Origin of the sequence: Mucilaginibacter sp. UR6-11 (assembly GCF_020880695.1) — a bacterium.
In the GTDB taxonomy this organism is placed as follows: Bacteria; Bacteroidota; Bacteroidia; order Sphingobacteriales; family Sphingobacteriaceae; genus Mucilaginibacter.
In genome coordinates, this window is the sequence record NZ_JAJIWO010000008.1 from 48,397 (window position 1) to 74,583 (window position 26,187).

The 26,187-nt window shown below is 42.6% G+C and carries 26 protein-coding genes; 18 read left to right on the top strand and 8 right to left on the bottom strand.

Annotated elements, in window-relative coordinates; translation table 11 throughout:
- Nucleotides 1-2: 2 nt before the first annotated feature.
- The 3 genes from LJ658_RS16830 to LJ658_RS16840 are packed head-to-tail and all read left to right on the top strand — an operon-like array spanning nt 3 to nt 3,158.
- On the top strand, nt 3-1,187 hold the full coding sequence (locus LJ658_RS16830; protein ID WP_230547705.1) for an efflux RND transporter periplasmic adaptor subunit: 1,185 nt from the start codon (nt 3-5) through the stop codon (nt 1,185-1,187).
- Nucleotides 1,184-1,951 (top strand): ABC transporter ATP-binding protein, encoded by a 768-nt coding sequence (locus LJ658_RS16835; protein ID WP_255670520.1) that lies wholly within the window; start codon nt 1,184-1,186, stop codon nt 1,949-1,951. The genes LJ658_RS16830 and LJ658_RS16835 overlap by 4 nt, the downstream gene beginning before the upstream one ends.
- Nucleotides 1,938-3,158: an ABC transporter permease gene (locus tag LJ658_RS16840; protein WP_230547706.1), complete on the top strand. Its 1,221-nt coding sequence runs from the start codon at nt 1,938-1,940 to the stop codon at nt 3,156-3,158. The genes LJ658_RS16835 and LJ658_RS16840 overlap by 14 nt, the downstream gene beginning before the upstream one ends.
- Nucleotides 3,159-3,258: 100 nt before the next feature.
- Here LJ658_RS16840 and LJ658_RS16845 read toward each other — a convergent pair whose 3' ends face one another.
- The gene (locus LJ658_RS16845) at nt 3,259-3,639 is read right to left on the bottom strand and encodes a VOC family protein (RefSeq protein WP_230547707.1); all 381 of its coding nucleotides are present in this window, start codon (nt 3,637-3,639) and stop codon (nt 3,259-3,261) included.
- A 131-nt stretch (nt 3,640-3,770) separates the two neighbouring features.
- Nucleotides 3,771-6,410 carry a glycoside hydrolase family 2 TIM barrel-domain containing protein gene (locus tag LJ658_RS16850; protein WP_230547708.1) on the bottom strand — a complete coding sequence of 880 codons (2,640 nt, stop codon included), beginning with the start codon at nt 6,408-6,410 and terminating at the stop codon, nt 3,771-3,773.
- Between the two features lie 123 nt (nt 6,411-6,533).
- Here LJ658_RS16850 and LJ658_RS16855 point away from each other — a divergent pair, with 123 nt between their 5' ends.
- Nucleotides 6,534-7,436 (top strand): SDR family oxidoreductase, encoded by a 903-nt coding sequence (locus LJ658_RS16855; protein ID WP_230547709.1) that lies wholly within the window; start codon nt 6,534-6,536, stop codon nt 7,434-7,436.
- Nucleotides 7,437-7,523: 87 nt separating this feature from the next.
- Here LJ658_RS16855 and LJ658_RS16860 read toward each other — a convergent pair whose 3' ends face one another.
- On the bottom strand, nt 7,524-8,930 hold the full coding sequence (locus LJ658_RS16860; RefSeq protein WP_230547710.1) for a hypothetical protein: 1,407 nt from the start codon (nt 8,928-8,930) through the stop codon (nt 7,524-7,526).
- A 213-nt stretch (nt 8,931-9,143) separates the two neighbouring features.
- Here LJ658_RS16860 and LJ658_RS16865 point away from each other — a divergent pair, with 213 nt between their 5' ends.
- The 3 genes from LJ658_RS16865 (at nt 9,144) to LJ658_RS16875 (ending at nt 12,452) form a co-directional block, all read left to right on the top strand.
- On the top strand, nt 9,144-11,438 hold the full coding sequence (locus tag LJ658_RS16865; protein WP_230547711.1) for an ATP-dependent helicase: 2,295 nt from the start codon (nt 9,144-9,146) through the stop codon (nt 11,436-11,438).
- 160 nt (nt 11,439-11,598) lie between these two features.
- Nucleotides 11,599-11,970 carry a helix-turn-helix domain-containing protein gene (locus LJ658_RS16870; protein WP_230547712.1) on the top strand — a complete coding sequence of 124 codons (372 nt, stop codon included), beginning with the start codon at nt 11,599-11,601 and terminating at the stop codon, nt 11,968-11,970.
- Between the two features lie 194 nt (nt 11,971-12,164).
- Nucleotides 12,165-12,452 (top strand): hypothetical protein, encoded by a 288-nt coding sequence (locus LJ658_RS16875; protein WP_230547713.1) that lies wholly within the window; start codon nt 12,165-12,167, stop codon nt 12,450-12,452.
- A 6-nt stretch (nt 12,453-12,458) separates the two neighbouring features.
- On the opposite strand, the gene LJ658_RS16880 is transcribed toward LJ658_RS16875, so the two are convergent.
- Nucleotides 12,459-13,889, bottom strand: a complete 1,431-nt coding sequence (locus LJ658_RS16880) for a tetratricopeptide repeat protein (protein WP_230547714.1) — start codon at nt 13,887-13,889, stop codon at nt 12,459-12,461.
- Nucleotides 13,890-14,276: 387 nt separating this feature from the next.
- Here LJ658_RS16880 and LJ658_RS16885 point away from each other — a divergent pair, with 387 nt between their 5' ends.
- The 7 genes from LJ658_RS16885 to LJ658_RS16915 all read left to right on the top strand — a co-directional run bounded on the left by LJ658_RS16885 (nt 14,277) and on the right by LJ658_RS16915 (nt 16,055).
- On the top strand, nt 14,277-14,423 hold the full coding sequence (locus LJ658_RS16885; protein WP_230547715.1) for a hypothetical protein: 147 nt from the start codon (nt 14,277-14,279) through the stop codon (nt 14,421-14,423).
- Nucleotides 14,424-14,477: 54 nt separating this feature from the next.
- Nucleotides 14,478-14,624 carry a hypothetical protein gene (locus tag LJ658_RS16890; protein WP_230547716.1) on the top strand — a complete coding sequence of 49 codons (147 nt, stop codon included), beginning with the start codon at nt 14,478-14,480 and terminating at the stop codon, nt 14,622-14,624.
- A gap of 85 nt (nt 14,625-14,709) precedes the next feature.
- A complete protein-coding gene (locus LJ658_RS16895) occupies nt 14,710-15,006 on the top strand; it encodes a hypothetical protein (protein WP_230547717.1) in 297 nt (98 codons plus the stop codon).
- Between the two features lie 52 nt (nt 15,007-15,058).
- Nucleotides 15,059-15,283, top strand: coding sequence for a hypothetical protein (locus LJ658_RS16900; RefSeq protein ID WP_230547718.1), 225 nt, complete (start codon nt 15,059-15,061; stop codon nt 15,281-15,283).
- A gap of 52 nt (nt 15,284-15,335) precedes the next feature.
- Nucleotides 15,336-15,560 carry a hypothetical protein gene (locus LJ658_RS16905; RefSeq protein ID WP_230547719.1) on the top strand — a complete coding sequence of 75 codons (225 nt, stop codon included), beginning with the start codon at nt 15,336-15,338 and terminating at the stop codon, nt 15,558-15,560.
- Nucleotides 15,561-15,617: 57 nt separating this feature from the next.
- On the top strand, nt 15,618-15,878 hold the full coding sequence (locus tag LJ658_RS16910; RefSeq protein WP_230547720.1) for a hypothetical protein: 261 nt from the start codon (nt 15,618-15,620) through the stop codon (nt 15,876-15,878).
- A 21-nt stretch (nt 15,879-15,899) separates the two neighbouring features.
- Nucleotides 15,900-16,055 (top strand): hypothetical protein, encoded by a 156-nt coding sequence (locus tag LJ658_RS16915; protein ID WP_230547721.1) that lies wholly within the window; start codon nt 15,900-15,902, stop codon nt 16,053-16,055.
- On the opposite strand, the gene LJ658_RS16920 is transcribed toward LJ658_RS16915, so the two are convergent.
- On the bottom strand, nt 16,052-17,005 hold the full coding sequence (locus LJ658_RS16920; RefSeq protein WP_230547722.1) for a GDSL-type esterase/lipase family protein: 954 nt from the start codon (nt 17,003-17,005) through the stop codon (nt 16,052-16,054). The genes LJ658_RS16915 and LJ658_RS16920 overlap by 4 nt on opposite strands.
- Before the next feature lie 154 nt (nt 17,006-17,159).
- Between LJ658_RS16920 and LJ658_RS16925 the strand changes: the two genes are divergently transcribed.
- Complete coding sequence (locus LJ658_RS16925) at nt 17,160-18,530, top strand: dipeptidase (RefSeq protein WP_230547723.1); 1,371 nt, start codon at nt 17,160-17,162, stop codon at nt 18,528-18,530.
- A gap of 93 nt (nt 18,531-18,623) precedes the next feature.
- Here LJ658_RS16925 and LJ658_RS16930 read toward each other — a convergent pair whose 3' ends face one another.
- Nucleotides 18,624-19,679, bottom strand: coding sequence for a mandelate racemase/muconate lactonizing enzyme family protein (locus LJ658_RS16930; RefSeq protein ID WP_230547840.1), 1,056 nt, complete (start codon nt 19,677-19,679; stop codon nt 18,624-18,626).
- 283 nt (nt 19,680-19,962) lie between these two features.
- Between LJ658_RS16930 and LJ658_RS16935 the strand changes: the two genes are divergently transcribed.
- From LJ658_RS16935 to LJ658_RS16945, 3 genes are all read left to right on the top strand, one after another.
- Nucleotides 19,963-20,700: a DUF4290 domain-containing protein gene (locus LJ658_RS16935; RefSeq protein WP_230547724.1), complete on the top strand. Its 738-nt coding sequence runs from the start codon at nt 19,963-19,965 to the stop codon at nt 20,698-20,700.
- A gap of 77 nt (nt 20,701-20,777) precedes the next feature.
- Complete coding sequence (gene murA / locus LJ658_RS16940) at nt 20,778-22,085, top strand: UDP-N-acetylglucosamine 1-carboxyvinyltransferase (RefSeq protein ID WP_230547725.1); 1,308 nt, start codon at nt 20,778-20,780, stop codon at nt 22,083-22,085.
- A 105-nt stretch (nt 22,086-22,190) separates the two neighbouring features.
- On the top strand, nt 22,191-23,750 hold the full coding sequence (locus LJ658_RS16945; protein ID WP_230547726.1) for a glycosyltransferase family 39 protein: 1,560 nt from the start codon (nt 22,191-22,193) through the stop codon (nt 23,748-23,750).
- 9 nt (nt 23,751-23,759) lie between these two features.
- Here the strand turns inward: LJ658_RS16945 and LJ658_RS16950 are convergent, their stop codons facing one another.
- Both LJ658_RS16950 and LJ658_RS16955 read right to left on the bottom strand, forming a co-directional pair.
- Nucleotides 23,760-25,118, bottom strand: coding sequence for a pyridoxal-phosphate dependent enzyme (locus LJ658_RS16950; RefSeq protein ID WP_230547727.1), 1,359 nt, complete (start codon nt 25,116-25,118; stop codon nt 23,760-23,762).
- Between the two features lie 72 nt (nt 25,119-25,190).
- The gene (locus LJ658_RS16955; protein WP_230547728.1) at nt 25,191-26,042 is read right to left on the bottom strand and encodes an AMP nucleosidase; all 852 of its coding nucleotides are present in this window, start codon (nt 26,040-26,042) and stop codon (nt 25,191-25,193) included.
- Between the last annotated feature and the right edge of the window lie 145 nt (nt 26,043-26,187).

Consider the following 26,187-nt stretch of genomic DNA (forward strand, 5'->3'; position numbering starts at 1 on the left):
TCATGAAAATTAATTATAAAAGATGGGGGCTGCTGGCGGGGATATTAGCCCTGGCCTTGCTGATATGGTATTTCTTTGTCAGAACTAAAGAACAACCGATTGCGCTGCTCACTGAAAGGCCAGCGTACGGTTATATTGCCCAAAGCGTAACGGCCACCGGGAAGATAGAACCGGAAGATACGGTTACTGTTGGTACCCAGGTATCAGGCATCATCCAATATCTATATGTGGACTATAATTCAAAAGTAAAGAAAGGCCAGTTATTGGCCCAGTTGGATAAGTCGTTGCTGAGGGCCACGCTTGACCAGTATAAAGGTAATTTGCAGAACGCCGAAAGCCAATTGCTCTTTGCTACCAATAATTATAACCGTCAAAATCTGTTGTTTAAAACAGATGCTATTAGCAAGGCCGACTATGATGTTGCATTAAATACCTATACTGCCGCGAAAGCTGCGGTAAAGACTGCAGAAGCTCAGGTACGTTTGGCCGCCAAAAATCTTTCCTACGCAGATATTTATTCGCCTATAGATGGGGTGGTCTTAAACCGCACAATCAATGTCGGACAAACTGTGGCGGCGAGTTTCAATACCCCAACGCTTTTTATTATTGCCCGGGATATTACAAAAATGGAAGTCTATGCAGCTGTAGACGAAGCGGATATTGGCGAGGTAAAAGCTGGAAACCGGGCTACATTTACCGTGGATGCTTTTATCAATGACCAATTTTCAGGTATTGTCAGAGATATCAGGCTTCACCCCTCGACATCAGCGAATGTAGTTACCTATACCACGATCATCAATGCACCTAACAAAGACCTGAAGCTGAAGCCAGGTATGACAGCCAATATCACTATTTATACACGCGAAGTACAACATGCGTTGTTAATCCCTTCAACTGCATTGAGTTACCGGCCGGATTCATCCGTAAAAAAAGAGTATCAGCTAGTCACAGAAACAGGTCAGAATGTAAAAAACGGGCAGACAGCATGGGTTTGGTTACAGAAGGAACACAGGCTTATTAAAAAACGGATCATAATAGGAATCAACGACAACATTAAAGTGGAAGTCCTAAATGGGCTGACCCCGAATGATATCGTTGTTACCAGTCAGACGGCTAAAGCTATTGTAAAAGGCGCGACAAGTGGCAGTCCGTTTATACCGCGCCGTACAGGAGGGGGCAGACGATGAACAAAACCATAGTAACGATTCATGATCTGAAGCGGGATTTTCAAATGGGCGGAGAAACCGTACACGCGCTCAATGGTATTTCCTTTAAAGTGCAGGCCGGGGAGTTTATTACTATTATGGGCAGCAGTGGTTCAGGTAAAACCACGCTGTTGAATGTCATGGGTTGCCTGGATCAGCCGACCAGCGGGGAATACCTGCTGGATGGCACCGACGTCAGCAGCCTGTCGCGCGACGAACTTGCCCACCTGCGTAACCGAAAATTAGGCTTTGTTTTCCAGTCCTATAACTTATTACCCCGGACTTCAGCGGTAGAAAATGTGGAACTGCCATTGTTATATAACCGCGATATAAGTAACAAAGAGCGCCGTGAGCGGGCTATACATGCGCTGAAAGAAGTTAAACTAGCCGACCGGATGGACCACACACCGAATCAGCTTTCAGGAGGACAGCAGCAACGGGTGGCCATTGCCAGGGCGCTGATCAATGAACCTGTCATGATCCTGGCAGATGAAGCGACAGGGAACCTGGATAGCCGGACCTCTTACGAGATTATGGTGCTTATGCAGGAGCTTAATGTGAAGAAAGGGAAAACAATTGTATTTGTGACCCATGAACCGGATATTGCTTCATTCAGCAGTCGTACCATATCGCTGCGCGACGGCAGGATACAGTCTGATACCGTAAATGATCATCCGCGATCAGCAAAACAAGTTTTGGCGGCCATGCCGGTAACATCTAATGAAATAAAAAATGAACCTGTTTAGCCTTTTAAGAATTGCTTACAAGGCGCTCGAAAGGAATAAGTTACGGGCGTTTTTAACCATGCTGGGCATTATTATCGGCGTAGCTGCCGTTATTGTGATGGTGGCTATCGGGCAGGGTTCTAAGCAAAGCATTCATGACCAACTGGCAAACATGGGCTCCAATATGATCACTGTGCTGCCAGCCAGTAATATAGCGGGCGGCGTTAGGATCGCTGGCTCCAGTTTTCAAACCTTAACCGCTAAGGATATTACCGCCCTGCAACGAGACGCCAGGTTTATTTCCGAATTTTCGCCTGTAGTCACTACACGAGGACAATCAATTAACGGCGCGCTGAACTGGCCGACCAGTATGGTGGGTGTTGCTCCAGAATACCTGGACATCCGGAAATTGACAATCAAAAGCGGCCGTTCATTTACACTCAGAGACGAATTGTCGTCAGCCAAGGTGTGTTTGATCGGACAAACGGTTATTGATAACCTGTTCCCGAATGGAGACAATCCGGTAGGCAGGGTGATCCGTTTTAACCGGATCCCTTTCCAGATCATCGGCGTATTGACCACAAAGGGCTTCAATGCTTTTGGGCAGGACCAGGACGACATTCTGATCGCGCCCATTAGCACGGTGCAGAACCGGATAATGGCTACTATCTATTACCAGTATATTTATGCATCAGCCGCAAATGAGCAGACAACGGATTCGGCAACCGCAGAACTGACGAAGATTTTGCGCGGGTCACACCGTTTAAAGCCCGCAGATGAAAATGATTTTACCGTCCGCACCCAGCAGGAACTGATCAATACACTGGGTGCTACTACCAGCCTGCTGACGATCTTACTCACTGTAATCGCCGGTATTTCACTGGTGATCGGCGGAATAGGTATTATGAATATTATGTACGTTTCGGTGACAGAACGTACCCGCGAGATCGGGCTTCGCCTGTCTATCGGTGCCAGGGGAAAAGACATCCTGTTACAATTTTTAACAGAGGCCATCCTGATCAGTATCACCGGCGGAATAATAGGTGTACTACTCGGTTTGCTGGTCGCTAAAACGGTTACATTAACACTGCACTGGCCCACCGTCGTCTCTGAGTCTTCCGTACTTTTATCTTTTATGGTATGCGCACTTACCGGCATTTTCTTCGGCTACTATCCCGCGCAAAAAGCATCAGGACTAAATCCAATCGATGCTTTACATTATGAGTGATGAGACGCCAGGTCGGCTTGAACAGTTGTCGTTAAAATTTGACACAAGAGCACATGTTGCCATCAGCGTCAGTGATATAAAATTCCCCTCTGCCCCAGGTTTATTTATCGGGCTTTCCAAAGAATAAAACATATCCGTTAGGATCGACAACAGAAAAGCCGCGCAAGTTATCGGTATCAACCCCAAGGGGTTCATTAAAAGTAACTCCGGAGGCACTAAATTCCTCAGATAAAGCATCGGGATCGGTAACAGAGATAAAAGCATCCCTGCGTGCCCAGTCGTACCGGGTATGATTGGGCAGCGGCTGGCCACTGCTTTTTAACATGAGCGAAACCGGGCCGCGTCCGACCATCGCAAAATAAGATTCCTCTTCAGGGCCTATATACTGCACTTCGAAACCCAGCTTATGGACGTAAAAGTTTACCGAAGCCTGTAAATCGGCAACAATAAAAAAAGGCGATATAAAAACAAGATTTGACATAAGAGACAGAATTTAAAGCGCTTTCCTGTTTGAAATTAAGTGTTATTCGCCAAAAATAAAATCGCCGGATATCTTAGTAAAAAAACCTCGCTCACTATTTTGTATCCACCGTTAAACTATAGTGAGATCAGCTATTGTGCTGCTATTACTTGTTCAATCAGATTCCAGCCGCGAATTGAAACTTTCGGGTCCTTTACTGGTAAATTATATTCCAATATCACTACTTTTCGCTCGCCCGGCAATACTGTTACGTAATTGTCCGAATAAAAAACAGGCAGCAACCGCTGCTTTGTTGCCGGGTCAATTAACGAGACCCGGTTAAAGAAAGCTACCGGATTTTGCCTGCTATTGGTTAGGGTTACCGCAATCTTTCCTTTGGATAATTGTTTGGCGCTAACCCTTAGGTTTGATGGCCGCATTTCATTAAGGCCCGAATATTGGCCATATTTATCAGCAAGCCAATACACATTGTCGCTTAGTATCCTTTTATTGGCACCGGTCATCCTTAAGGCAAGAAACGCGCCTTTATCTGCAGCCGCCGCTACCAGTTCTTTTTTTATAGACAAGACGTTGGCAACGCTGGTAGCGGCTACGGTTTGCATCAACGTGGTTATCGGCAGCTCCTGCCCCGTTATGGTATAAAGCTTCACGGTTACTTTAATATTTTTAAGGCTGGTGAAGGTATTATTGACCACGCTTATTACGCTGTCTGTAGGGTTAAACATAACGTGTACAGGCTCGCTTCCATTATGCAGGCCGTAAAGACAGGCATTAGGGTCAAGGTAATAATCATACATCTGCCCCCGCATAGCCGTCCACGGATTTTGTGTTTTCCAGATGATGCTGCCCGTGTACCAATCCCACATATGGGCGCTAAATCCCTCCATTAGCGCGCGGTACTGATCGTAGTTTATCAGCTGGGCCTTTTCGGCAAAGTCTTTTACGTTTTTAGCCACCCCGTACCTGTTAATATAATCTTCGTACCCGATATAAGTATGATATTGCCAAACCGAGTCGATCTTTTCACGCCGGGCTACCGCATCATACTGCGGCGCAACCAGATTAGCCTCCGGTATAAATCTTTTCAATGATTCGTAATCGCCAATACCCACCGAACCTACTTCTGAATTAAAAGGATACGTACGTTTTGCCCAGAAAACGGATACCGGCTGGATACTGTACGGCCCGTCTCCATTTTGCCCCTTTTCGTTTTTCGACATATCCAGCGAATTGGAGAAATCTACAAACCAGCGGGTGTTATCAAATTTAGGCAGAATGGTATCACGCACCGCGGCTAAAATATCGTCAGGCTGCGTAATCTCATTCCCACCGCACCAAATTGCCAGCGAGGCGTAGTTACGGATCATTTTAACCTGGTCTTCTATTGATCTGATATATAAACCATGCTCATCGGGATATTTGCGGCGGGTTGCCTGGTCGTCCAGTTTCATTTTGTCAAACCAGCGGCCGTTACAATCGCCCGATCCCCACATGTCCTGGAAAACCAGGATACCATATTTGTCGCAGGCCTCATAAAATTCGGGGCGCTCAACCAGGGCACCACCCCAAACCCGGATCAGGTTAAGGTTCATATCCCTGTGGAAACGAATTTCGGCATCATACCGTATTTTTGAAAAACGCAGCATCTCATCCGACACGATCCAGTTTCCTCCTTTAATAAAGATCTTTTGCCCGTTAACATTAATCTGCCTGCTTTGGGTATGGGCATTCCATTCGGTAGTGAGCTGGCGTATGCCCACTTCAATATTTTTCTGGTCGGATATTTTATTTGCGGCGGTGGCAAATTGCAGGTTTAAATGATAAAGGTTTTGCGCGCCATAGCCGTTTGGCCACCAAAGCTTTGGATTTTTCAGTGAGTAATCGCTCAGCCTGACCTCCTGTAGCTCGCCGGCCTTTAAGGTTACCTTTTTTGATATCGTTTTACCTTCCAGTTCATATCTTAAAAAGCCGCTAACCGTCGCACTCGTTGCGTTTTGGAGGTGTGCCGATACCTGTATAATTGCAGGTTGCTGCAGCCCGGTAGCTAACCTCACACCAGGCACCAGCGTTACCACATGCGGATCAAGTAGCTGCACCCCGCCGGTTTTGTCAATGGTTACTTTGTCCCAGATGCCCGTATTACGGTCGCGGATAGGTTGAATCCAATCCCAGCCGGCGGTATATTGAATGCTTACATTGCGGGCTATGGTGCCGTCGCCCCCCTGGCCGCCATTGGGGTTACCAACCGGATCAGGCGGGTATACAATTATCGCTAACCGGTTATTACCTTTTTTTGAAAGCCATTTGGTAATGTTATAGCGCTGGCGTAAAAACATGCCCGAATGCAGCTTCTCATTTAACTGGCGGCCATTAAAAAATATGTTGCAGCTATAGTTTACCCCCCGCAGATTTAAGTAAACCTGCCCGTCATTTGTTGGCATGGGTTCTTTAAAGTCTTTAGCGAACCAATAAGTATAATAATCGCGGCCGGTGTGGTAGATGTCGGGTATCAGCTTATTGTTCATCCCGTAAAAAGGATCAGGGATTTGTTTGTTATACAATTGAGTTGTTAATACAGTACCCGGCACAACCGCGGGTATCCAGCCACTGAGCGGATACGCCGGATCAGAAATTATTTCGCCCTGGTCTGTCACGGACTTGATTGGGCTGCATTTCCAACCTGTATTTAGCTCATAACTGGTTTGTGCCGATGCATATTGCGTAACTAACAGCAGACAAGCTGATAACAGGACTTTAGAAAAGGTTGGCATAGTAATATTGATTTGGTATTCAAATGTAATAATTATACAATTATCAACCATTTGCGTATTATTTAAATATAATTAAAACCAAGCGAATAGGTGATAGTTGTTTGATTGAATAAACACGACATCATGAACGATACTAATCAAACAATACCTTTAGAAGACCCGGCGGGAAAATATCCTCAACCGCCGTTTAAAGGACAATCGCAGCCCTGGCCCGGCCTTGCCTGCAAAATGGTACCCCGCCCCGATCATGGCGAGGATACTTATAAGGGCGCCGGCAGGTTGACGGGCCGTAAAGCATTAATTACCGGCGGCGATTCGGGCATGGGGCGGGCAGCAGCTATTGCCTATGCGCGCGAAGGTGCAGATGTTGCCATTAACTATCTACCGGATGAGGAGGAAGATGCACGCGAAGTAATTGAGTTGATAAGGGCAGCCGGCCGTAATGCCGTGGCTATACCGGGCGACCTACGGGAAGAATCATTTTGTAAGGAGTTAGTTGAAAAAGCTATTGAGGGCTTAGGTGGGTTGGATATACTGGTAAACAATGCCGGCCGGCAACAGGCTAACGACTCGATACTGGACATTACAAGCGAACAATTTGACTGGACCATGAAAACCAATATTTATGCCCCATTTTGGATCATTAAAGCCGCATTGCCGCATTTGCAACCGGGCTCGGTCATAATTGGCACCACTTCAGAACAGGCGTATGACCCTACTCCGGATTTGTACGATTACGCCCAGACCAAAGCTGCGACTATGAATTACATAAAATCGTTGGCCAAACAGTTAGGCCCTAAAGGGATAAGAGTTAACGGCGTTGCACCCGGCCCCGTTTGGACACCGATACAGGTAAGCGGTGGTGCCAGCCAGGAAAAGCTTAAGAACTTTGGCAGCCAAACCGTATTTGGCAGGCCGGGCCAGCCGGCCGAGCTAGCATCCATCTATGTACAGTTAGCTGCAAGCGATGCCAGCTTTACAACCGGGGCTATATATGGTGCATCAGGCGGCGCCGGGCAGCCATAATATCCTATTTTAACAGGATCTACAACACCTGGTATTGTAGATCTTGTTAAAATACATACTACAGTCGATAGTATCTTTCACATTGATTTAGTTTGACGCGCCGATTGATGGCTTTGACAAATTAAACGGCAGCTTATGATAGTCTACCGGACTAATTAAATGGCCTTTTAATCCTGCATTTTTAGCCGGCGAGTTGCTAAGAAGTTTTAAGGTTGTTTCATCAAAACCGGCAGCGGTATTTTTACTGTAATAGGTATTTTTATTTACGACAGCACGGGCCTCCAACTCAACATCAGAGAATTGAAAAATCCGGTTTGGTATACCGGTTGCTGTAAAAGTTTTGTATAACAGATTGTTATACACCTCCAATTTTGAACCGGCAGGCATACTGTAGTTGTCTGCCAAACAAGCGCCAAATTCGGGGTGTTGCTCGTAGTTTAAGTTACCGGCAGTGTTGTTACATAGTTTGATATTTACATAGGTTGTATTGGGTGCGGCCTTGACATTAAGCCCCTCGGTTGACTGCCATTCAAATGGACTATACTTTCGCGAGCCGATGCTGATATTATCACAAATCAAACAATCGGCAGGTGTAGTACCAAAGCTAAGCGACCATAACCTGATCATATGCCCCTGGTAGCTGTTTGCATAGTTGCGGTAAAAATCACCATTACCTACAATCAGGAAAAAGCCGTTGTCATTATTGTTAGTCTGGTTAATATTTTTGAAAACGTTATCATGTAGCTGCATCCCGTCAGCAGCACCGGCAAAAACCAGTATGCCCGCGTCGCAGTTTATCCATTCGTTATAACCAAATTCTATCCCCTTTGTAAGGTCGTTAACTTCCATTGTGGTTACAGTGCCGCCCAGTTGAGTGGTGCCCTGGCAAAACTCAAATTTGTTGTGCAGAAATTTAAGATCGCGATTGTTAATGGTATTGTCTGTTCCGTCCCAGGCAGTGTTACTGCTGTAGATGAATATCGGGCTATCGCCAATCCGCTCATAGCTGCAATATTGTAAAGTAACGTTCTTGTTTTTCCCTGCAATTGTGGTAGATCTGTAAAAGTTGTCGTGGATATCAAAGCCATATTCGCCGACAGAGCCATTACCGCTGATGACGACGTTGCTGCAATTTCTATAATTCAGGCCTGCGTACATATTTTTGTTTCCTCCGGTATAATTGCCACCATCCATGGCTACAACGCCGTTGCCATTCTTAATGGTTATTTTGGTTGCCGGATGTAAGTTATTGATATTGATTGAACCATATACACCCGGGGCAATGATAATCAATGCGTTATCTATATATTCAGCTGCGTCGCCGTCTATGATAAGGTCACCGCTGCCGGTCCCGACGTTATAAATTTTAACATAATGCTCCGGAACCACAACAGGCATAATCTCCGGATTAACAAACGTTGATTTACAGGCACTTGCACCGCTCAGTATAATGCCGGCACAAATAATGAACAAAAAGCAGGCACCTTTTTTCATGGTTGACAAGGGTTTTAATAGTTTAAATCAGAAATCAGACACAGTGAGGCTGTTCAACTTCAGGGAGATTACGCCGGTATACGCAATTCAAGCAAATGTTGTTACGCCATTGGCTGAAGTTTTTACCGGGTAATGTTAGCATGGCATCAAAAATGCTTTCTTCTTTCAGCCCAAAACCTTAATTTCGCTGCTCACAGAAAAGAGGGAAAAGCATTGGATTATTTAGCGGGATTAAATCCGGAACAACAGGCGGCGGTTAAACAAATACACGGCCCGGTAATGATTATTGCCGGCGCGGGATCGGGCAAGACACGGGTAATTACCTACAGGGTGGCGCATTTGATCCGCAGCGGGGTCGATCCGTTTAATATATTGGTATTAACGTTTACCAACAAGGCGTCGCGCGAAATGCGCGAGCGTATTACGCACCTGGTGGGGCCCGAAGCAAAAAATATCTGGATGGGTACCTTCCACTCTGTTTTTGCCAAAATATTACGCGTTGAGGCTGACAAAATCGGCTATCCTAGCAACTTCACCATTTATGATACCGATGATAGCAAAAGCGTACTGCGTGCCATTTTAAAAGAGATGAGCCTGGACGATAAACTGTACAGCGTAAACTTTGTACTTAACCGGATCTCGGCAGCAAAAAACAACCTGGTATCATGGATGGAATATCAAAAGAACGACCAGATACAAGCCGACGATATTTCAAGCAACCGGCCCATGCTTGGCGCTATTTATCAAACCTACATGCAGCGCTGCTACCGTGCCGGCGCTATGGATTTTGATGACTTGTTGTTTAAAACCAATGAGTTGCTTAAACTGCACCCGGATACGCTAAACAAATACCAGCACAAGTTTAAATACCTGATGGTGGATGAGTATCAGGATACTAACTTCTCGCAGTACCTGATCGTAAAAAAACTGGCAGCTGTAAATGAAAACATTTGCGTGGTGGGTGATGACGCACAAAGTATCTATGCTTTCCGCGGCGCCAATATCCAAAATATATTAAACTTCGAGAAGGATTACCCAGATTTGAAAGTATTTAAGCTGGAGCAAAATTACCGGTCGACCCAAAACATAGTAAACGTTGCCAACAGTATTATCGCCAACAACAAAGAACAGCTTAAAAAGAATGTATTTTCTGAAAAAGAAAGCGGCGATAAAATAAAGGTAATGCGTGCCTTTAGCGATAATGAGGAGGGTAAACTGGTTGCCGAAGCTATTATGCATGAGCGAACCACCAAGGGCCTGAGGTGGAATGATTTTGCCATACTGTACCGCACCAATGCGCAATCCCGCTCAATGGAGGAAGCGTTACGCAAAATGGGCACACCTTATAAAATTTACGGGGGCCTCTCCTTCTATCAGCGTAAAGAAATTAAAGATCTGATAGCCTATTTCAGGCTCACATTTAACCCTAACGACGAGGAAGCGCTTAAACGCGTTATAAACTACCCTCGCCGTGGTATTGGCGATACTACGATTGATAAGATCATTGTAGCTGCCGACCAGCATGGTATCACCCCGTGGGAGGTGATCGTATCACCTGAAAAATACCTGGAAGGGCGGGTATCCGGATCTGTGACCGCCTTTGCCATGATGATACAGAGCTTCCAGGTGCTTACCAAAAGCCAAACCGCCTATGAGGCCGCTTTATATATTGCCCAACACTCGGGCCTTTTAAAGGACCTTTACGAAGACAAATCTGTAGAGGGACTGAACCGTTATGAAAACATACAAGAACTATTAAACGGTATTAAAGAGTTTAGCGAACGCGAAGATATCGAGGAAAAAGGCCTGGATGTATTTATGCAGGATATTGCCCTGCTGACCAATGATGACAAGGATAAAGACAAAGATGCTGATACGGTATCTTTAATGACCATACACTCATCTAAGGGCCTGGAGTTTCCGCAGGTTTATGTAGTAGGATTAGAAGAAAATCTTTTTCCGTCACAAATGGCCCTAAACTCGCGCACCGACCTGGAGGAAGAAAGGCGTTTATTTTATGTTGCGGTAACCCGTGCCGAGAGTAAGTTATCATTAAGTTATGCTACCTCGCGGTTTAAATTTGGCACGTTGATTAGTTGCGAACCCAGCCGTTTCCTTGACGAAATTGACGCGCAATACCTGGAGCTTGATTTTACAGCCCGCCCGGTTAATAATACCGGCAGCCTTAATTATGACGATGAGCGGTCTTCATGGAGCCGCACGGACGATAAATTTTCAAAACCGAAATCTAAAACGACAAGCACCCCGACACCGGTAAAAACCACCTCCATATTAGCTAAAGCGCATGTGCCGTCAGCTGGTTTCAAACCTTCAGACACTTCCAATCTGCAGGTGGGTATGGAGGTAGAACACGAACGCTTTGGGTTTGGAAAAGTAATCAGCCTTGAGGGCAGCAAGCCAGATATTAAGGCGACCATCTTTTTTAAAGAAATTGGCCAAAAACAATTGCTTTTAAAATTTGCAAAACTTAGTATTATAAACCATTAATTAATAACAGCCCCACTTTTTGTAGAACTAATTCCCCATTTAAATTAAAGATTAATAGGAAAGTTGGATTTTTAGCTTAAAACAGAGGTTTTGGAGACGTGGCATGTAATTTGGATAGTTAATTGCGACCTTTTACCAACAATTAATTATACTGAAAGAAATGAGCGACAACCAAAAAAAGAAGACAAACAAAACAATCGGGAAAAATATACGCACCTTCCGCCATCAGCAAGGCTGGAGCCAGGAGGAGGTAGCTAACCGTCTGGGAATCTCTATTCCGGCGTTCTCAAAAATTGAAACAGGTGTTACTGACATTAACCTTTCCAGATTAGAACAGATAGCCAATATATATGAAATTGATGTGGTGCAGTTATTGGCATTGGATATGGAGGAGATAGATCAAACTCCGTCTAACTTGAGCATAGTGCAAAAGAAACTGCTTGACCGGGAGGCTGAAATTGTTAACCTGCAACGCAAGGTTATCTTGCTTTATGAAGAGTTACGTAATACAAAAGTATCGGCACACATGTAACTAAAAGTTGAATAATTACTACATAATTGTGTAGTATCAACATCATCGATACTTAGAGACTTTACCCCGGACTTAAAGTATTTAAGTATCGATTAAAATAATCGGCAAATAATGAAAATCACATCTATAACGCTGCGCCTGGTAACACTTTGGAGCAGTGTTTGCAATAGCATCAAGTATTAATCAAGATTGCTATGACTAATTACCTGATATCAATACCTAACGGACCAACGCTAACTACCGGTACCATTCACGACTCAAAGAGTAAGCTGAAGGTGCGGGCGTTTGATTTGATCAGATCTACATTTAATCCCAGTAAGGGAGAAGTGCGTTTTTTTGTTACCGCAGGCAAGAATACACTGGCCTTTGAAACCCAGGGCTATAAAAAACATCGCCAGGTTTTAATTTTACAAATGATATCCTGGTATTGTATGTACCTGGGATTATTGGAGGCACAGATACATTCCCAACTTCCGGCCTGATCATTATTAGAAACCGGGTTTACCGGGATCATGTAGCATGTCACTCATTTCTATTATTTTCTCATCAATTTCCGACACGCATTTATCCATCATGGCGATACATTCTAATTGGTCGACCAAGCCTTCTTTTTCTAAGTTCATTAATCCTTTAAGCGTCGCAATAGGCCCCCTTATTTGGTGCGACAAGTAAGAAGAATACTCTGAAAGCTTTTTATTTTTCACCTGCAGGTCTTTGGTACGCTCATCGATGATCTCTTCAAGATGATGATTGATACGATCAAGATTATCTTTTTGCCGTGAGATTTCACCGTTAAGCTCTTGTAACTGCGAGTTTGTGGTGGCCTTGCGCCTTACACTGCCTACCAATAATACAATCACGATCAGCAGCAGGCCTGCAGCTACCGTAACTGACCAAAATATAACCCGCGAGATCTCGGCATTCTTCTCCTCCTCCGCTGCCTTGGCAATACGGCTTTGTTCTTGTTGCAAAAAGTTTAGCCTGGTTGATACATTGGTTTTATAACCGGAGCTGTCCGCCTTATATAGCTCGCTTAAGATATTCAAAGCTTTTTCATAATTTTTGCGCTTGCTTTCCAGTTCATAGGCAGAGTGCTTATAATCATAAATATCTTTTTCGTTATGGATTATAGTTGCGTAGGTTTTACCCTCTTTTATATATTTTTCTGCCTCATTAAAATTACTCTCGGCCAGGTAGATATCAGTCAGGGTCATGTTTATGGTCGCTACATTTACGTTCATATCCATAGCTTTAGCTCGGGCGTTTGCTTCAAGTAGTAAATCTTTGGCTTTTGTATAATTATGTAAAAAATAGTGTATGACACCCAAATCCTGTAAACACTGCACCAACTGGACCGGGTCTTTTAGTTGGGTAAACAACTCATAACTTTTCTCATAATAAGACAAAGCACTGTTATACATATTTTTTCGGTTATAAATATTACCGATATTTAAATATAACGATGCTATAAGTTGTTTATCCCGGAGTTTTTCAGCAATATCTTTAGCTTTCTTAAAGTATTCCAGAGCCTTATCATAATCAACCATTTGATATAGGTTGCCTATGTTGTTATAAACCTTGGCCTTACCACGCTGGTCTGCCAACTTTTCATATTGCGTTAACGCATCGAAATAGCGGTTTAGGGCGCTGTCGGGTTTATTTAAATAATATTCGCCAATTCCCTTAATTCTATAAGCTTCGGCTATCCCTTTTGTATATCCAATAGATATGGCAATTTTTAAAGCCTTTTCTGCGTCTGCAACCGTTTCCTGTGGGTGTGTTAGCCGGTTGTCATATCCGTTTTTATTTAACGAAATTACCTGATTCGTATCGCTCGCTGTAACATCTCTTTGGGCACTTGCATAGGCAGTAAATGAAACCGATAATAATAAAAAAAGAATTGAGCAAGCATTTCTCATTTAAACCCGTATTACGTTTTAATTATCGTGAAAGTTATAAATAATACATTATATATTTCCTGTTCCGTTAAAAAAGTGGATTTCTTCTAACAAAAACTTTTTATAAGTTTGCTTTGGAATTAACAAAACATAATTATATTTGCTATGTTAAGTGTTTGAATATCAAAATGGTATCGGCGCTTTTTTTTGAAATTGAATTAATCACTAAACAAAAAAAATATAGAAAAATAAAAAGGGAGATGTAAGAAAAAAACCAGCTCAAAAGCTGGTAAAAATAGCCTGATTTCGCAGGCTAATTACATAAATATGTAATTATTATTAACTATTAGTTTATGCTTATTCTCTAAATTATATTTAATATACTACTAACTTAAAAAATTAATAATCATGAAAAATACAGTCTTAATTGCAACTATTGTTATATCGCTGAGTATCCTTACATCATGCGCCAAAAAAGATAATATTCAAGCCAATTTAACGGTATTTTCAAACAATACTTTTTCAGCAAAAAGTGTTTTGGCAACCGCCGATTAATTAAAAAACAACCAGATATCCATTAACTATTACATAATATTAAAATAAGAAGCCATGTTAAAAATAATCCTTACCGCAGCAATCGTTTTATCAGTAGGTGTTTTATCACTATTAAAAACGACAACACCAGCAAAATCAGCTACCGTTACTACAGTAAAACTAATGGTTGATAACAGAACTGTTTTGGCAACTGCCGACTAGTTTGTTATCTGGATCAATCAATAAAGTTCAAAAATCACATCTATCAACAACGTAATCAAACGATTATAATAATATATATAATATCATGAAAAAAATATTCATAACTACTGCTATCATATTTGCTGCAAGCATCGCTCCATCATTTGCTGCCACTACTACAAAAGGCGATAAAAATAATTTGGCTACCGCCGACAGAAACGGTGACAAAAACAACTTGGCTACTGCTGACAGAAATGGCGACAAAAACAACTTGGCTACTGCTGACAGAAATGGCGACAAAAATAATTTGGCTACCGCCGATAGAAATGGCGACAAAAACAATTTGGCTACCGCCGATAGAAATGGCGACAAAAACAATTTGGCTACCGTCGACAGATTTTAATACAACAATAAACAGAACCTAAATAATCACAAACCACAAATACTCACGAACCATGAAAAAATTATTTATAGCTACCGCCATCATATTCTCTACCGGCATTACTTCATCATTTGCTGCTACTACTGTTAAAGCTGACAAAAACAATTTGGCTACTGCTGACAGAGCTGGTGACAAAAACAACCTGGCTACTGCTGACAGAGCTGGCGACAAAAATAATTTGGCTACCGCCGATAGAAATGGCGACAAAAACAATTTGGCTACCGCCGACAGATTTTAATACAACAATAAACAGAACCTAAATAATCACAAACCACAAATACTCACGAACCATGAAAAAATTATTTATAGCTACCGCCATCATATTCTCTACCGGCATTACTTCAGCATTTGCTGCTTCTGCTGTTAAAGCTGATAAAAACAACCTGGCTACTGCCGACAGGAATGGTGATAAAAACAACTTAGCTACCGCTGACAGGAATGGTGATAAAAACAACTTAGCTACCGCTGACAGGAATGGTGACAAAAACAACTTGGCTACTGCTGATAGATTTTAATATAACAATAAACATAAACAGAACCTAAATAATCACAAACCACAAATACTACGAACCATGAAAAAATTATTTATAGCTACCGCCATCATATTTTCTACCGGCATTACGTCATCATTTGCTGCTTCTGCTGTTAAAGCTGATAAAAACAACCTGGCTACTGCTGACAGAGCTGGTGACAAAAATAACCTGGCTACCGCTGACAGAAATGGTGATAAAAACAATTTGGCTACCGCCGACAGGAATGGCGACAAAAACAACTTGGCTACCGCCGACAGGGCTGGTGATAAAAACAATTTGGCTACCGCTGACCGAAACTAAATCCGCTATAAAATCAACATCATGAAAAAATTTGTTATAATAGCCAGTATAATTTTAACCACAGGTGTAACTGCATTTGCGTTAACAAGGAAAGAAAACAAGCCAGATGAGGTTAAATTGAAAATTGAAACCACAACAGACAAAACAAGCAATATTGCTTTAGCTACGGCCGATTAATTACGGGTAACGATCATCTTTTTACTCAGGATCTGTCCCCCTACCTGCATGCTATACACATATATCCCGGGGTTAAGATCAACCAACGGAACACTCACAACGCGGTAACCCGCATTTTGATAAGAGTCATATATCGTTTTAATAAATTTCCCGTACATATTATATAAATTAATCACTACCCTGCCAGCTTGCGACAAGCTAAACCCGATATTGGTACGATCAATTGAAGGATTGGGATAGTTTTGATTTAAACCAACAACCAGCAAACGATCTTCGATAGCATGGTTGATAGCATCAAACCAAACATAGCTTATCAGTTTATAACCCATGGCGTTGGGGTGAACATAGTCTTGATATAAGCTAAAATCACGTCCTAATGCGCGATTTATATCTGCCAGGTAAACGTGATACTCCATTACCAGCCTTCTGTACAAAGCATTGATTTGATTGACATATAAGTTAGCGGTTTTATAGGATTGATTGTTTTTATCATTAAAAAACTGAATTGTACCTATAATAGGTATCAGTTTATTTTTTAACGACGTTTCAATATAATACCGCATGTTTTTTTCGATATCACTAAACTTCCCTTTTTTATCGGCTAACTGTAAAGCGTCATTGGCGCCTATCAAAATAATTATGAAACCGGTACGGCCCGCTATAACAGACGGAAACCTGACCAGCCCTTCTGTGGTTGTCTCGCCAGATACACCATTTTTTGTAACAGAAACAATTACACCGGTGTAACAGGCCTCAATATTGTTCTGCAAATCTGTCTGAAAAGAAAAACCGCCAACACCGGCTACGGTACTGGCACCAAACGTGGTTACATTGATGCTGTCCTTACCATAAAATTTAGCGGCGGCACTACAGCTGGGGGCTTGCGCAAATCCCGATAAAAAGAAAATGGAAAATATAGCGGAAAGAAAAATTATCTTACGATAACCCATTTATTTAAATACGATTTAATCAACTTCCAAATATAGGGTAAAAACAGGTAATCAAATAACGCCCCGCATATTAAGTATTCATTAATAAGTAAAATTTCGGGCAGGCAATTTTCTTATTTAAACATGCACTATATTTGCCGACAAACTTTTTATTATGCAGGTTATAAAACAATATATAGAACAGCACAAACAACGTTTGCTTGACGAACTTTTTGAACTATTACGTTTCCCGTCTGTAAGCGCTGACCCAAAATACAAACCCGAAGTATTAAAAACTGCTGATTACGTTGCAAAAAAGCTAACCGAAGCCGGCGCGGATAATGTTGAGGTTTGTCAAACAGCTGGCTATCCTATTGTTTATGGCGAAAAGATAATTGATCCGGCAAAACCAACCGTATTGGTTTATGGCCATTATGATGTTCAACCGCCCGACCCGCTAGAGCTATGGAAAACACCACCGTTTGAACCTACGGTACGCGATGGTAAAATTTATGCGCGCGGTGCCTGCGATGACAAAGGACAATTTTATATGCATATTAAAGCTTTTGAGCTAATGATGCAAACCAATACCCTGCCCTGCAATATAAAGATAATGATTGAAGGCGAAGAAGAGGTAGGCTCAAACAACCTGGGCGTATTTGTAAAAGCAAACACAGACAGACTTAAAGCTGATGTTGTCCTGATATCCGACACATCAATGATCAGTATGGAACACCCATCGCTTGAAACAGGTTTACGCGGCTTGTCATATTTGGAAGTTGAGATAACCGGCCCCAACCGCGACCTGCACTCGGGTGTTTATGGCGGTGCCGTGGCTAACCCGATAACCATCTTGTCAAAAATGATTGCCAGCCTGCACGACGAAAATAATCATATTACCATACCGGGTTTTTATGACGAGGTTATTGCCTTAAACGAACAGGAACGAAAAGAACTTAACGCAGCACCTTATAATGAAGCCGAATATAAAAAGGACCTTGATGTTGCCGAACTATGGGGCGAAAAAGGATATACCACATTTGAACGCACCGGCACCCGCCCTACCCTTGAAGTAAACGGCATTTGGGGTGGCTATATTGGCGAAGGTGCAAAAACCGTTTTGCCATCAAAAGCGCACACAAAAATTTCGATGCGATTGGTACCAAACCAGGGATCAGAAAAAATAACGAAGCTTTTCACGGATCATTTCTTAAAAATTGCTCCCGCCTCTGTAAAGGTAACAGTTACGCCACACCACGGTGGCGAACCTGTTGTTACACCGACGGACAGCATCGCTTATCGCGCCGCACAAAAAGCCATTACTGAATCATTTGGTAAAGCGCCAATACCTACCCGTGGTGGCGGTAGCATACCCATTGTGGCCTTATTTGAAGCTGAGTTAGGCATAAAAACGGTATTAATGGGTTTTGGCTTGGATAGTGACGCTTTGCACTCGCCTAACGAGAAATATGATGTTTTCAATTATTACAAAGGGATTGAAACTATCCCGTTGTTTCACAAATATTTTGCAGAGTTAAGTAAATAGGTAAAACTATTAACGCTAATTACAGCGATTTTACGCGTTGCGCTTTTTACGCAATTCGTGAAATTCGTTGTAGTTCATGCCAGCAACTGTTTATTATATAGTAAACTGCTCACAGCCATTCAAAAAAACCTCAGCAGCATCTGCCCCTATCCCCGGCGCATCCCCAATGGTCAAATGATATCCATCATAGGTTACGCCGCCAACGCAAGGATCGGCCAGGTGGCCAAGCATGCAGGTATCCATATCATAAAATTTCATATTGAAGTTACTGTAGACAAAATGCAATTTTGAGCTTAAAGCTATACGGCTTTCCAGCATACCACCCATCATGCACGGGATTCCCTTTGAAGCAGCTAAATCATGAATTTTTTTTGCCTCATATATTCCGCCCGATTTAGACATTTTGATATTAATGTAATGGCATGAGCCGCTTTCGATCTGTTTACGCGCATCATGGTGGTTATACACACTTTCATCAGCCATAATTTTAACCGGCGATAGTTTCATCAATGCCGGCAATTTATCATCGTACCAGGTACGCATGGGTTGTTCGCAAAACTCAATATCATACTCGCCCAATGCCTGCAATGCAACAACTGCATCGTCAAAATCCCAGCCCTGGTTGGCGTCAACGCGTATCTTTAGGTCATTGCCAACGGCTTCACGTATCTGCTTAATTCGTTCAACATCTTCGGCGGCCTTTTTACCTAATTTCACTTTTAATATACCTGCACCCAACTGCTTAAATTGCATCGCCTTTTTTGCCATCGCTTCAGGAAAGCCAAGGCCTATAGTAATATCGGTTTCAATCCTGCGCTTCTGTCCGTCTAAAAATTTATAAAGCGGCAGCCCGGCATTTTTTGCGGCGATATCATACAGGGCCATGTCAAAGGTACTTTTTATTGTTCCGTTTCCGGCTATGGCATCATGCAGTTGTTGTAACCGGGCAGGAATATCTAACGCATCTTTTCCTTTCCAAAGCCTGGCAAAATCCTGTGCCAGTACCAGGCAGGTATCCTGGGTTTCACCTACGATCATCGGGAACGCCGAACATTCGCCTACGCCATAAAATCCGGCATCAGTGTGTACCCGGATAAAAACATTTTGCGCATGATCCATCGTACCGGTAGCAATGGTAAATGGTTCCATCGGGATACTGAAGCGATAGATATCTACATGGGTGATGATTAGCTGATCTTTCAAAGCGTGGTGTTTTGAATCCTAAAATAAGAAAATTAGTCTGTAATCAGGCTTAAATTCCGGTGCTGGAAACTTTGACCGCTGATAATTAATCTTTATTTGGCACATTGATACTATTGCACTATATTTGCTGTACTACAATTCAATACAATTCAATTTTAGCCGCCTGTGCCCTGTTGATCCGGGAAAAGTCGCCTGGCTAACTTAAAACTTTCTTAAAAAAAACAATTACATGGCTCAAGAAAACACGCCTGCAAATTTTGATTATAATTCAACCAGGAATAAATTAATCCTGTCTGAATATGGCCGCAACGTGCAAAATATGGTAAAATATATTGTTGCGCTGCCTACCAAAGAAGAACGCAACCGCTACGCCCAGGTTGTAATAGACCTGATGGGATTTTTAAACCCCCACCTGCGGGATGTGGCCGATTTTAAACATAAGCTTTGGGATCACCTGCATATTATATCCGGTTTCCAGATTGACGTTGATTCGCCGTACCCTAAGCCAACCGAGGACGCGATACATATTAAGCCCGAGCCGTTAAGATATCCAAATCAGCGTATCCGTTATAAGCACTATGGTAAAACTATCGAAATGATGATAGAAAAGGCGAAGACTATAGAAGAACCTGAGCGCCGTAAACATATGGTACAGGCTATAGCCAACTTCATGAAAATGGCCTATGTACAGTGGAACAAAGATTCTGTTGCTGACGAAACTATTTTAGCTGACCTTGTTGCCCTGTCAAAAGGCGAACTGCAAATTGACGAAACCATCAACCTTAATAAAGTTGAATACAGGGCGCCGACACATACGCAAAACAATAATAACAACCGTGGCGGGCGTACAAACCAAAACAACCGCGGTGGCACCGGCGGCGGCGGGCGCAGCAATAACAATCCGCGCAGTAACAACAATCAAAACAACCGCAACCGTAGTAACGGCGGCGGCGGTAAAAAATATTAATATTTGTGCGGGTATGTAGTTAATGGTTGATAGTAATTATTAATCTTTATGCCTGCAATTATACTTATACAAAATCTATGGTTAACGCATTTGAAATACAGGGAGGCAAACGCCTTAAAGGTGAAATTACCCCTCAAGGTGCAAAAAATGAAGCATTACAGATCCTTTCGGCTGTATTGCTTACCGAAGACAAAATTACGATCAGTAATATCCCTGATATTAAGGATGTAAACAAGCTAATAGAGCTTTTGGGCGATATGGGCGTTGTAATTGAAAAGCTTGGCGATGATACCTACAGCTTTCAAGCTAAGGAAATTGATCAGGATTTTTTCCAATCGGAAGCTTTTAAATCCAAGGGCGGCGGTTTACGCGGCTCTATCATGATAGTTGGGCCGCTATTGGCCCGCTTTGGTAAGGCATCAATACCAAAACCAGGCGGTGATAAGATCGGCCGCAGGCGTTTGGATACCCACTTTCTGGGGTTTGAAAAGCTGGGCGCACAATTTAATTACAATCCTGAAGATGGTTTTTTTAACGTTGATGCGTCAAATTTGCAGGGTACCTATATTTTATTGGATGAAGCATCAGTAACCGGCACCGCAAATATTGTAATGGCTGCGGTTTTAGCCAAAGGCATTACTACTATTTATAACGCCGCCTGCGAACCCTATTTACAGCAACTATGTAAAATGCTTAACCGCATGGGCGCCAAAATTAGCGGCATAGGCTCAAACCTGTTAACTATTGAGGGAGTAACCAAATTAAGCGGCACCGAACATAGAATGCTTCCCGATATGATTGAGATAGGCTCATTCATTGGCCTTGCCGCTATGACAGGTTCTGAGATCACGATTAAAAACGTGCACTACGCCGAGTTGGGGATGATACCCGACGTATTTAAACGATTAGGCATTAAACTGGAACTTAGAGGAGATGATATTTATATCCCGGCACAAGATCATTATGAAATAGAGACGTTTATTGACGGCTCCATCATGACTATTGCAGATGCGCCATGGCCAGGCTTTACACCCGACCTATTGAGCATAGTATTGGTAGTTGCTATACAGGCCAAAGGCTCGGTATTGATCCATCAAAAAATGTTTGAAAGCCGGCTGTTCTTTGTGGATAAACTGCTGGATATGGGTGCGCAGATTATTTTATGCGATCCGCATCGCGCCACAGTTATCGGTCTGGACAAGCAGGTGCAATTGCGCGGGATCTCCATGACATCGCCTGACATACGCGCAGGAGTTTCGTTGTTAATAGCAGCTCTATCCGCACAGGGCAAATCAACTATCTATAATATAGAACAAATTGAACGCGGTTATCAGAATATTGACAAAAGGCTTCAGGCCTTAGGTGCCGATATTAAGAGGATATAATTTTGAGGCACAAGCGAAAGGTAAAAGGCGGAAGGTGAAAAATCTTTCGCCTTTTACCTTTAATCGTAAATTTACTACCTTTATAAAAACCGACTATACATTTACATGTCATATAAAAACCGGAAATCAAGTTACACCAACTTTATACTGATTTTTGTATTTATTAAAATATTGTTAAACGCGTTAGCTATATCCAATTTTGGCTTTCATCGCGATGAGCTTTTACATTTGGCATTAGGTGATCATTTAGATTGGGGTTATAAAGAGGTGCCTCCTTTTATAGCGGTATTAGCCAAACTAACTACAATACTGTTTGGCAGCTCTGTTTTTGCAGCCCGCATATTTACCACTGTTTGCAGCGGGCTCATCATTTGGCTTACCGGTAAGATAACTATTGAGTTGGGTGGTAAGAAGTTTGCTATAGCTTTAGCTTGCCTGGCTATCCTGTTTTCACCTGCGTTTATAGCCAGTGGGTATCTTTTTCAACCAGTTGTATTTGACCAGCTTTGGTGGGTATTAACTGTTTGGCTGCTATTACGTTATATTAATACTCATGCCGTAAAATATCTGTATTTTATTGGCATCGTTATAGGTCTTGGGGTTTTAACCAAATATACGATGCTGTTTTTTGCCGGAGCCTTAATTTTAGGCCTAACCATCAGCAGGCAGCGAAGGCTGTTATGGAACAAACATGTAGTAGGCGCAATTGGGGTGGCGTGCGCAATTATTTTACCCAATCTGATATGGCAGTATAGCCATCATTGGCCGGTATTTACTCATATGGCCACTTTGCAAAAAGAACAACTTGAATATGTAAAGCTCACTGATTTTATTATCCAGCAAATGCTGGCAAATGGTGTGGCTCTGTTTGTATGGATTGTTGGATTTTTCTTTTTGATATTTTCTTTTAAACTGCGCAAGTATCAGTCGCTGGCTATCGCCTATGTGTTGATATCTATATTTTTGCTGCAAATGAATGGCAAAAGCTATTACCTGTTTGGTGCCTATCCCATGTTATTCGCCGCAGGCGGCTACGGTTTTGAAAGATGGATAAAATCAAACCCTTCATTGCGTGCTGCTATATTGGTAGTATTTACACTTCCTAACTTACTGGTGCTTCCTACGGTTTTGCCTATATTACCTTTAAAGCCGACACTGGGATTCTTTGATTATATTAATAAACATACCCGGTTTATCAAGTTCATGACTGTTTGGGAGGACCATAAGCACCACGCTACCACACAGGATTACGGAGATATGTTTGGCTGGGACGAGGTGACACAGAAGGTAGCATATCAATACGGCATCCTTACACCGGATCAAAGGCAACACACTGTAATTTATGCCGATAACTATGGCCTGGCAGGTGCATTACATCATTTTGGCAAACAATACAATTTGCCGGAACCGGTATGCCTTTCCAGTAGCTTTGCTTTATGGGCGCCAGACAAGATAGAGGCGCAATATGTGATCTTTATTAACTCCACCCGGTATTGGAACGCCACCGAAGTTTTTACTCCGATGGTTGAAAATTGCATTCAGGTTGACAGTATTACCAACCCTTACGCGGTCGAAAAAGGCACGGCGATACTCTTGGTTAAGCATCCCAAACCGGCGTTTTTTGAGCGTTATCAAACTAAGCTGGCTAAAACCAGGGCCGAGTAACAGCTCTTTTTACGCCGATATCGCGTTAATAATATCGTATTGGGTAATGATCTCTATCTTACCGTTATCCTCAACCAATACGGCAATGTTATCGTTATTGATCATCGCCGAGATCCTGTCGATAGATGTATTAATATCAACAAACGGAAATGGCGCCGTAGTAATGTTTTTTAACGGCTGAGATTTTAGCGACGGGTTTTCAAGCAACGCGTTCAGGATGTCACTCTCGGTGATTTTACCAATAACCATGCCTGCCTGGGTAACCGGTATTTGCGATATGTTTAATGATTTAATGGTATTGATAGCTTCTAAAACAGATCTTTCACTATCAATCGTCACTATTTCCTGATTTTCCTTTTTGCCGATAATATCTTTGGCGGTCAGCTTACCATCTTTTAAGAACCCCCGATCACGCAGCCAGTCGTCATTATACATTTTACCCAAATAACGTGTACCATGATCCGGGAAAATGATAACCACCACATCGCCCTCTTTAAACCTGTCCTTCATCTGCAGCAAGCCTGCTACAGCCGAACCTGTTGAGTTACCCACAAAAATGCCCTCTTTACGGGCTATCTCGCGGGTCATCAGGGCGGCGTCTTTATCGGTTACTTTTTCAAAATGATCTATCAGGTCGAAGTTTACATTGGCCGGTAAAAAATCCTCGCCTATGCCTTCGGTGATATAAGGATAGATTTCGTCCTTATCCATGATGCCCGTTTCTTTATACTTTTTAAATACCGATCCATAAGTATCAATACCTAAGATCTGTACTGCGGGATTTTTTTCTTTTAGGTATTTGGCTATGCCTGATATTGTACCACCAGTGCCAACACCTGCAATCAGGTGGGTTATCTTACCTTCCGTTTGCTCCCATATCTCGGGGCCGGTAGATTCATAATGTGCCTGCGAGTTTGACAGGTTATCATATTGATTTGGTTTCCATGAATTTGGCACCTCACGCTCTAAACGTGACGAAACAGAGTAATAAGACCGTGGATCTTCAGGATCGACATTGGTTGGGCATACAATCACTTCGGCACCAAAAGCGCGCAGTGCGTCAAATTTTTCTTTTGATTGTTTATCGGTACTTGTGAAAATACATTTGTAGCCTTTTATAACCGCAGCTATAGCCAGGCCCATACCCGTGTTGCCCGAAGTACCCTCTATTATCGTTCCACCCGGTTTAAGCTTGCCGCTTTTCTCGGCATCTTCAATCATTTTAAGGGCCATACGGTCCTTGATGGAGTTACCGGGATTGGTTGTTTCTATTTTAGCAAGTACCGTTGCAGGTATATCTTTAACTACTTTATTTAATTTAACCAACGGCGTGTTGCCGATGGTTTCCAATATATTATTACGCCACATAGCCAGATCGGGATAAATACTCTACTATTTTAGTAGAATAAACAAAATTACAAAATAAGTGATACGCAGCCGTTAAAATCTCAAATGTTTAACCGTAAGGCCACCATTAATTAGTTGCTTTAATGATTCAATACCAATCTTCAGGTGCGTTTCAACAAACTGCGAGCTAACCTTCGAGTCGCTTTCTGTTGTTTTAACTCCCTCCGGTATCATCGGCTGATCTGAAACCAGCAGCAACGCGCCGGTTGGTATTTTATTGGCAAAACCACAGGTAAAAATAGTGGCAGTCTCCATGTCCACTGCCATGGCGCGCAACTCTTTCAGGTAGCTTTTAAATTTCTTGTCGTGCTCCCAAACGCGACGATTGGTAGTATAGCAGGTGCCTGTCCAGTAATCCAGCGAGAAATCACGGATAGTAGTTGATATTGCTTTCTGCAAAGCAAACGCGGGCAATGCAGGCACTTCCGGCGGCAAATAATCGTTTGATGTACCCTCACCTCTTATGGCAGCAATGGGTAATATCAAATCGCCCACGTTATTTTTTCGTTTTAAACCACCGCATTTTCCTAAAAATATTACTGCTTTTGGGTGGATTGCAGTAAGCAGATCCATAACCGTAGCGGCCACCGAACTACCCATTCCAAAGTTAACAATCGTAATGCCGTTGGCTGTTACGCTTTGCATAGGCTTATCAACCCCCATAATAGGCGCGTTGTCATTCCACTCAGAAAACAACTGTATGTATTTTGAAAAATTGGTAAGGATAATGTAGTCGCCAAATTCATCCAGCGGGCGGCCGGTATAACGCGGCAGCCAGTTAGCCACAATGGCTTCTTTTGTTTTTAAACCCGATTTTACCGGGCTTGTAACTTCTTTAACTTTGGGGGCATCCCCATCTTTCTTTATATTTAATTGTTCATTCATATTCTTTACCCTCTCTAATCTCCCGTCATGAGAAATTTTAATGTTAATGATATGCCATTTTAAAGGCATGCTCTGTTCAATGCTCGTCTTTTAAAGCGACTGGACGAGGTACTTATACAGCAAACCCCGGCGTTACACCAGGGTT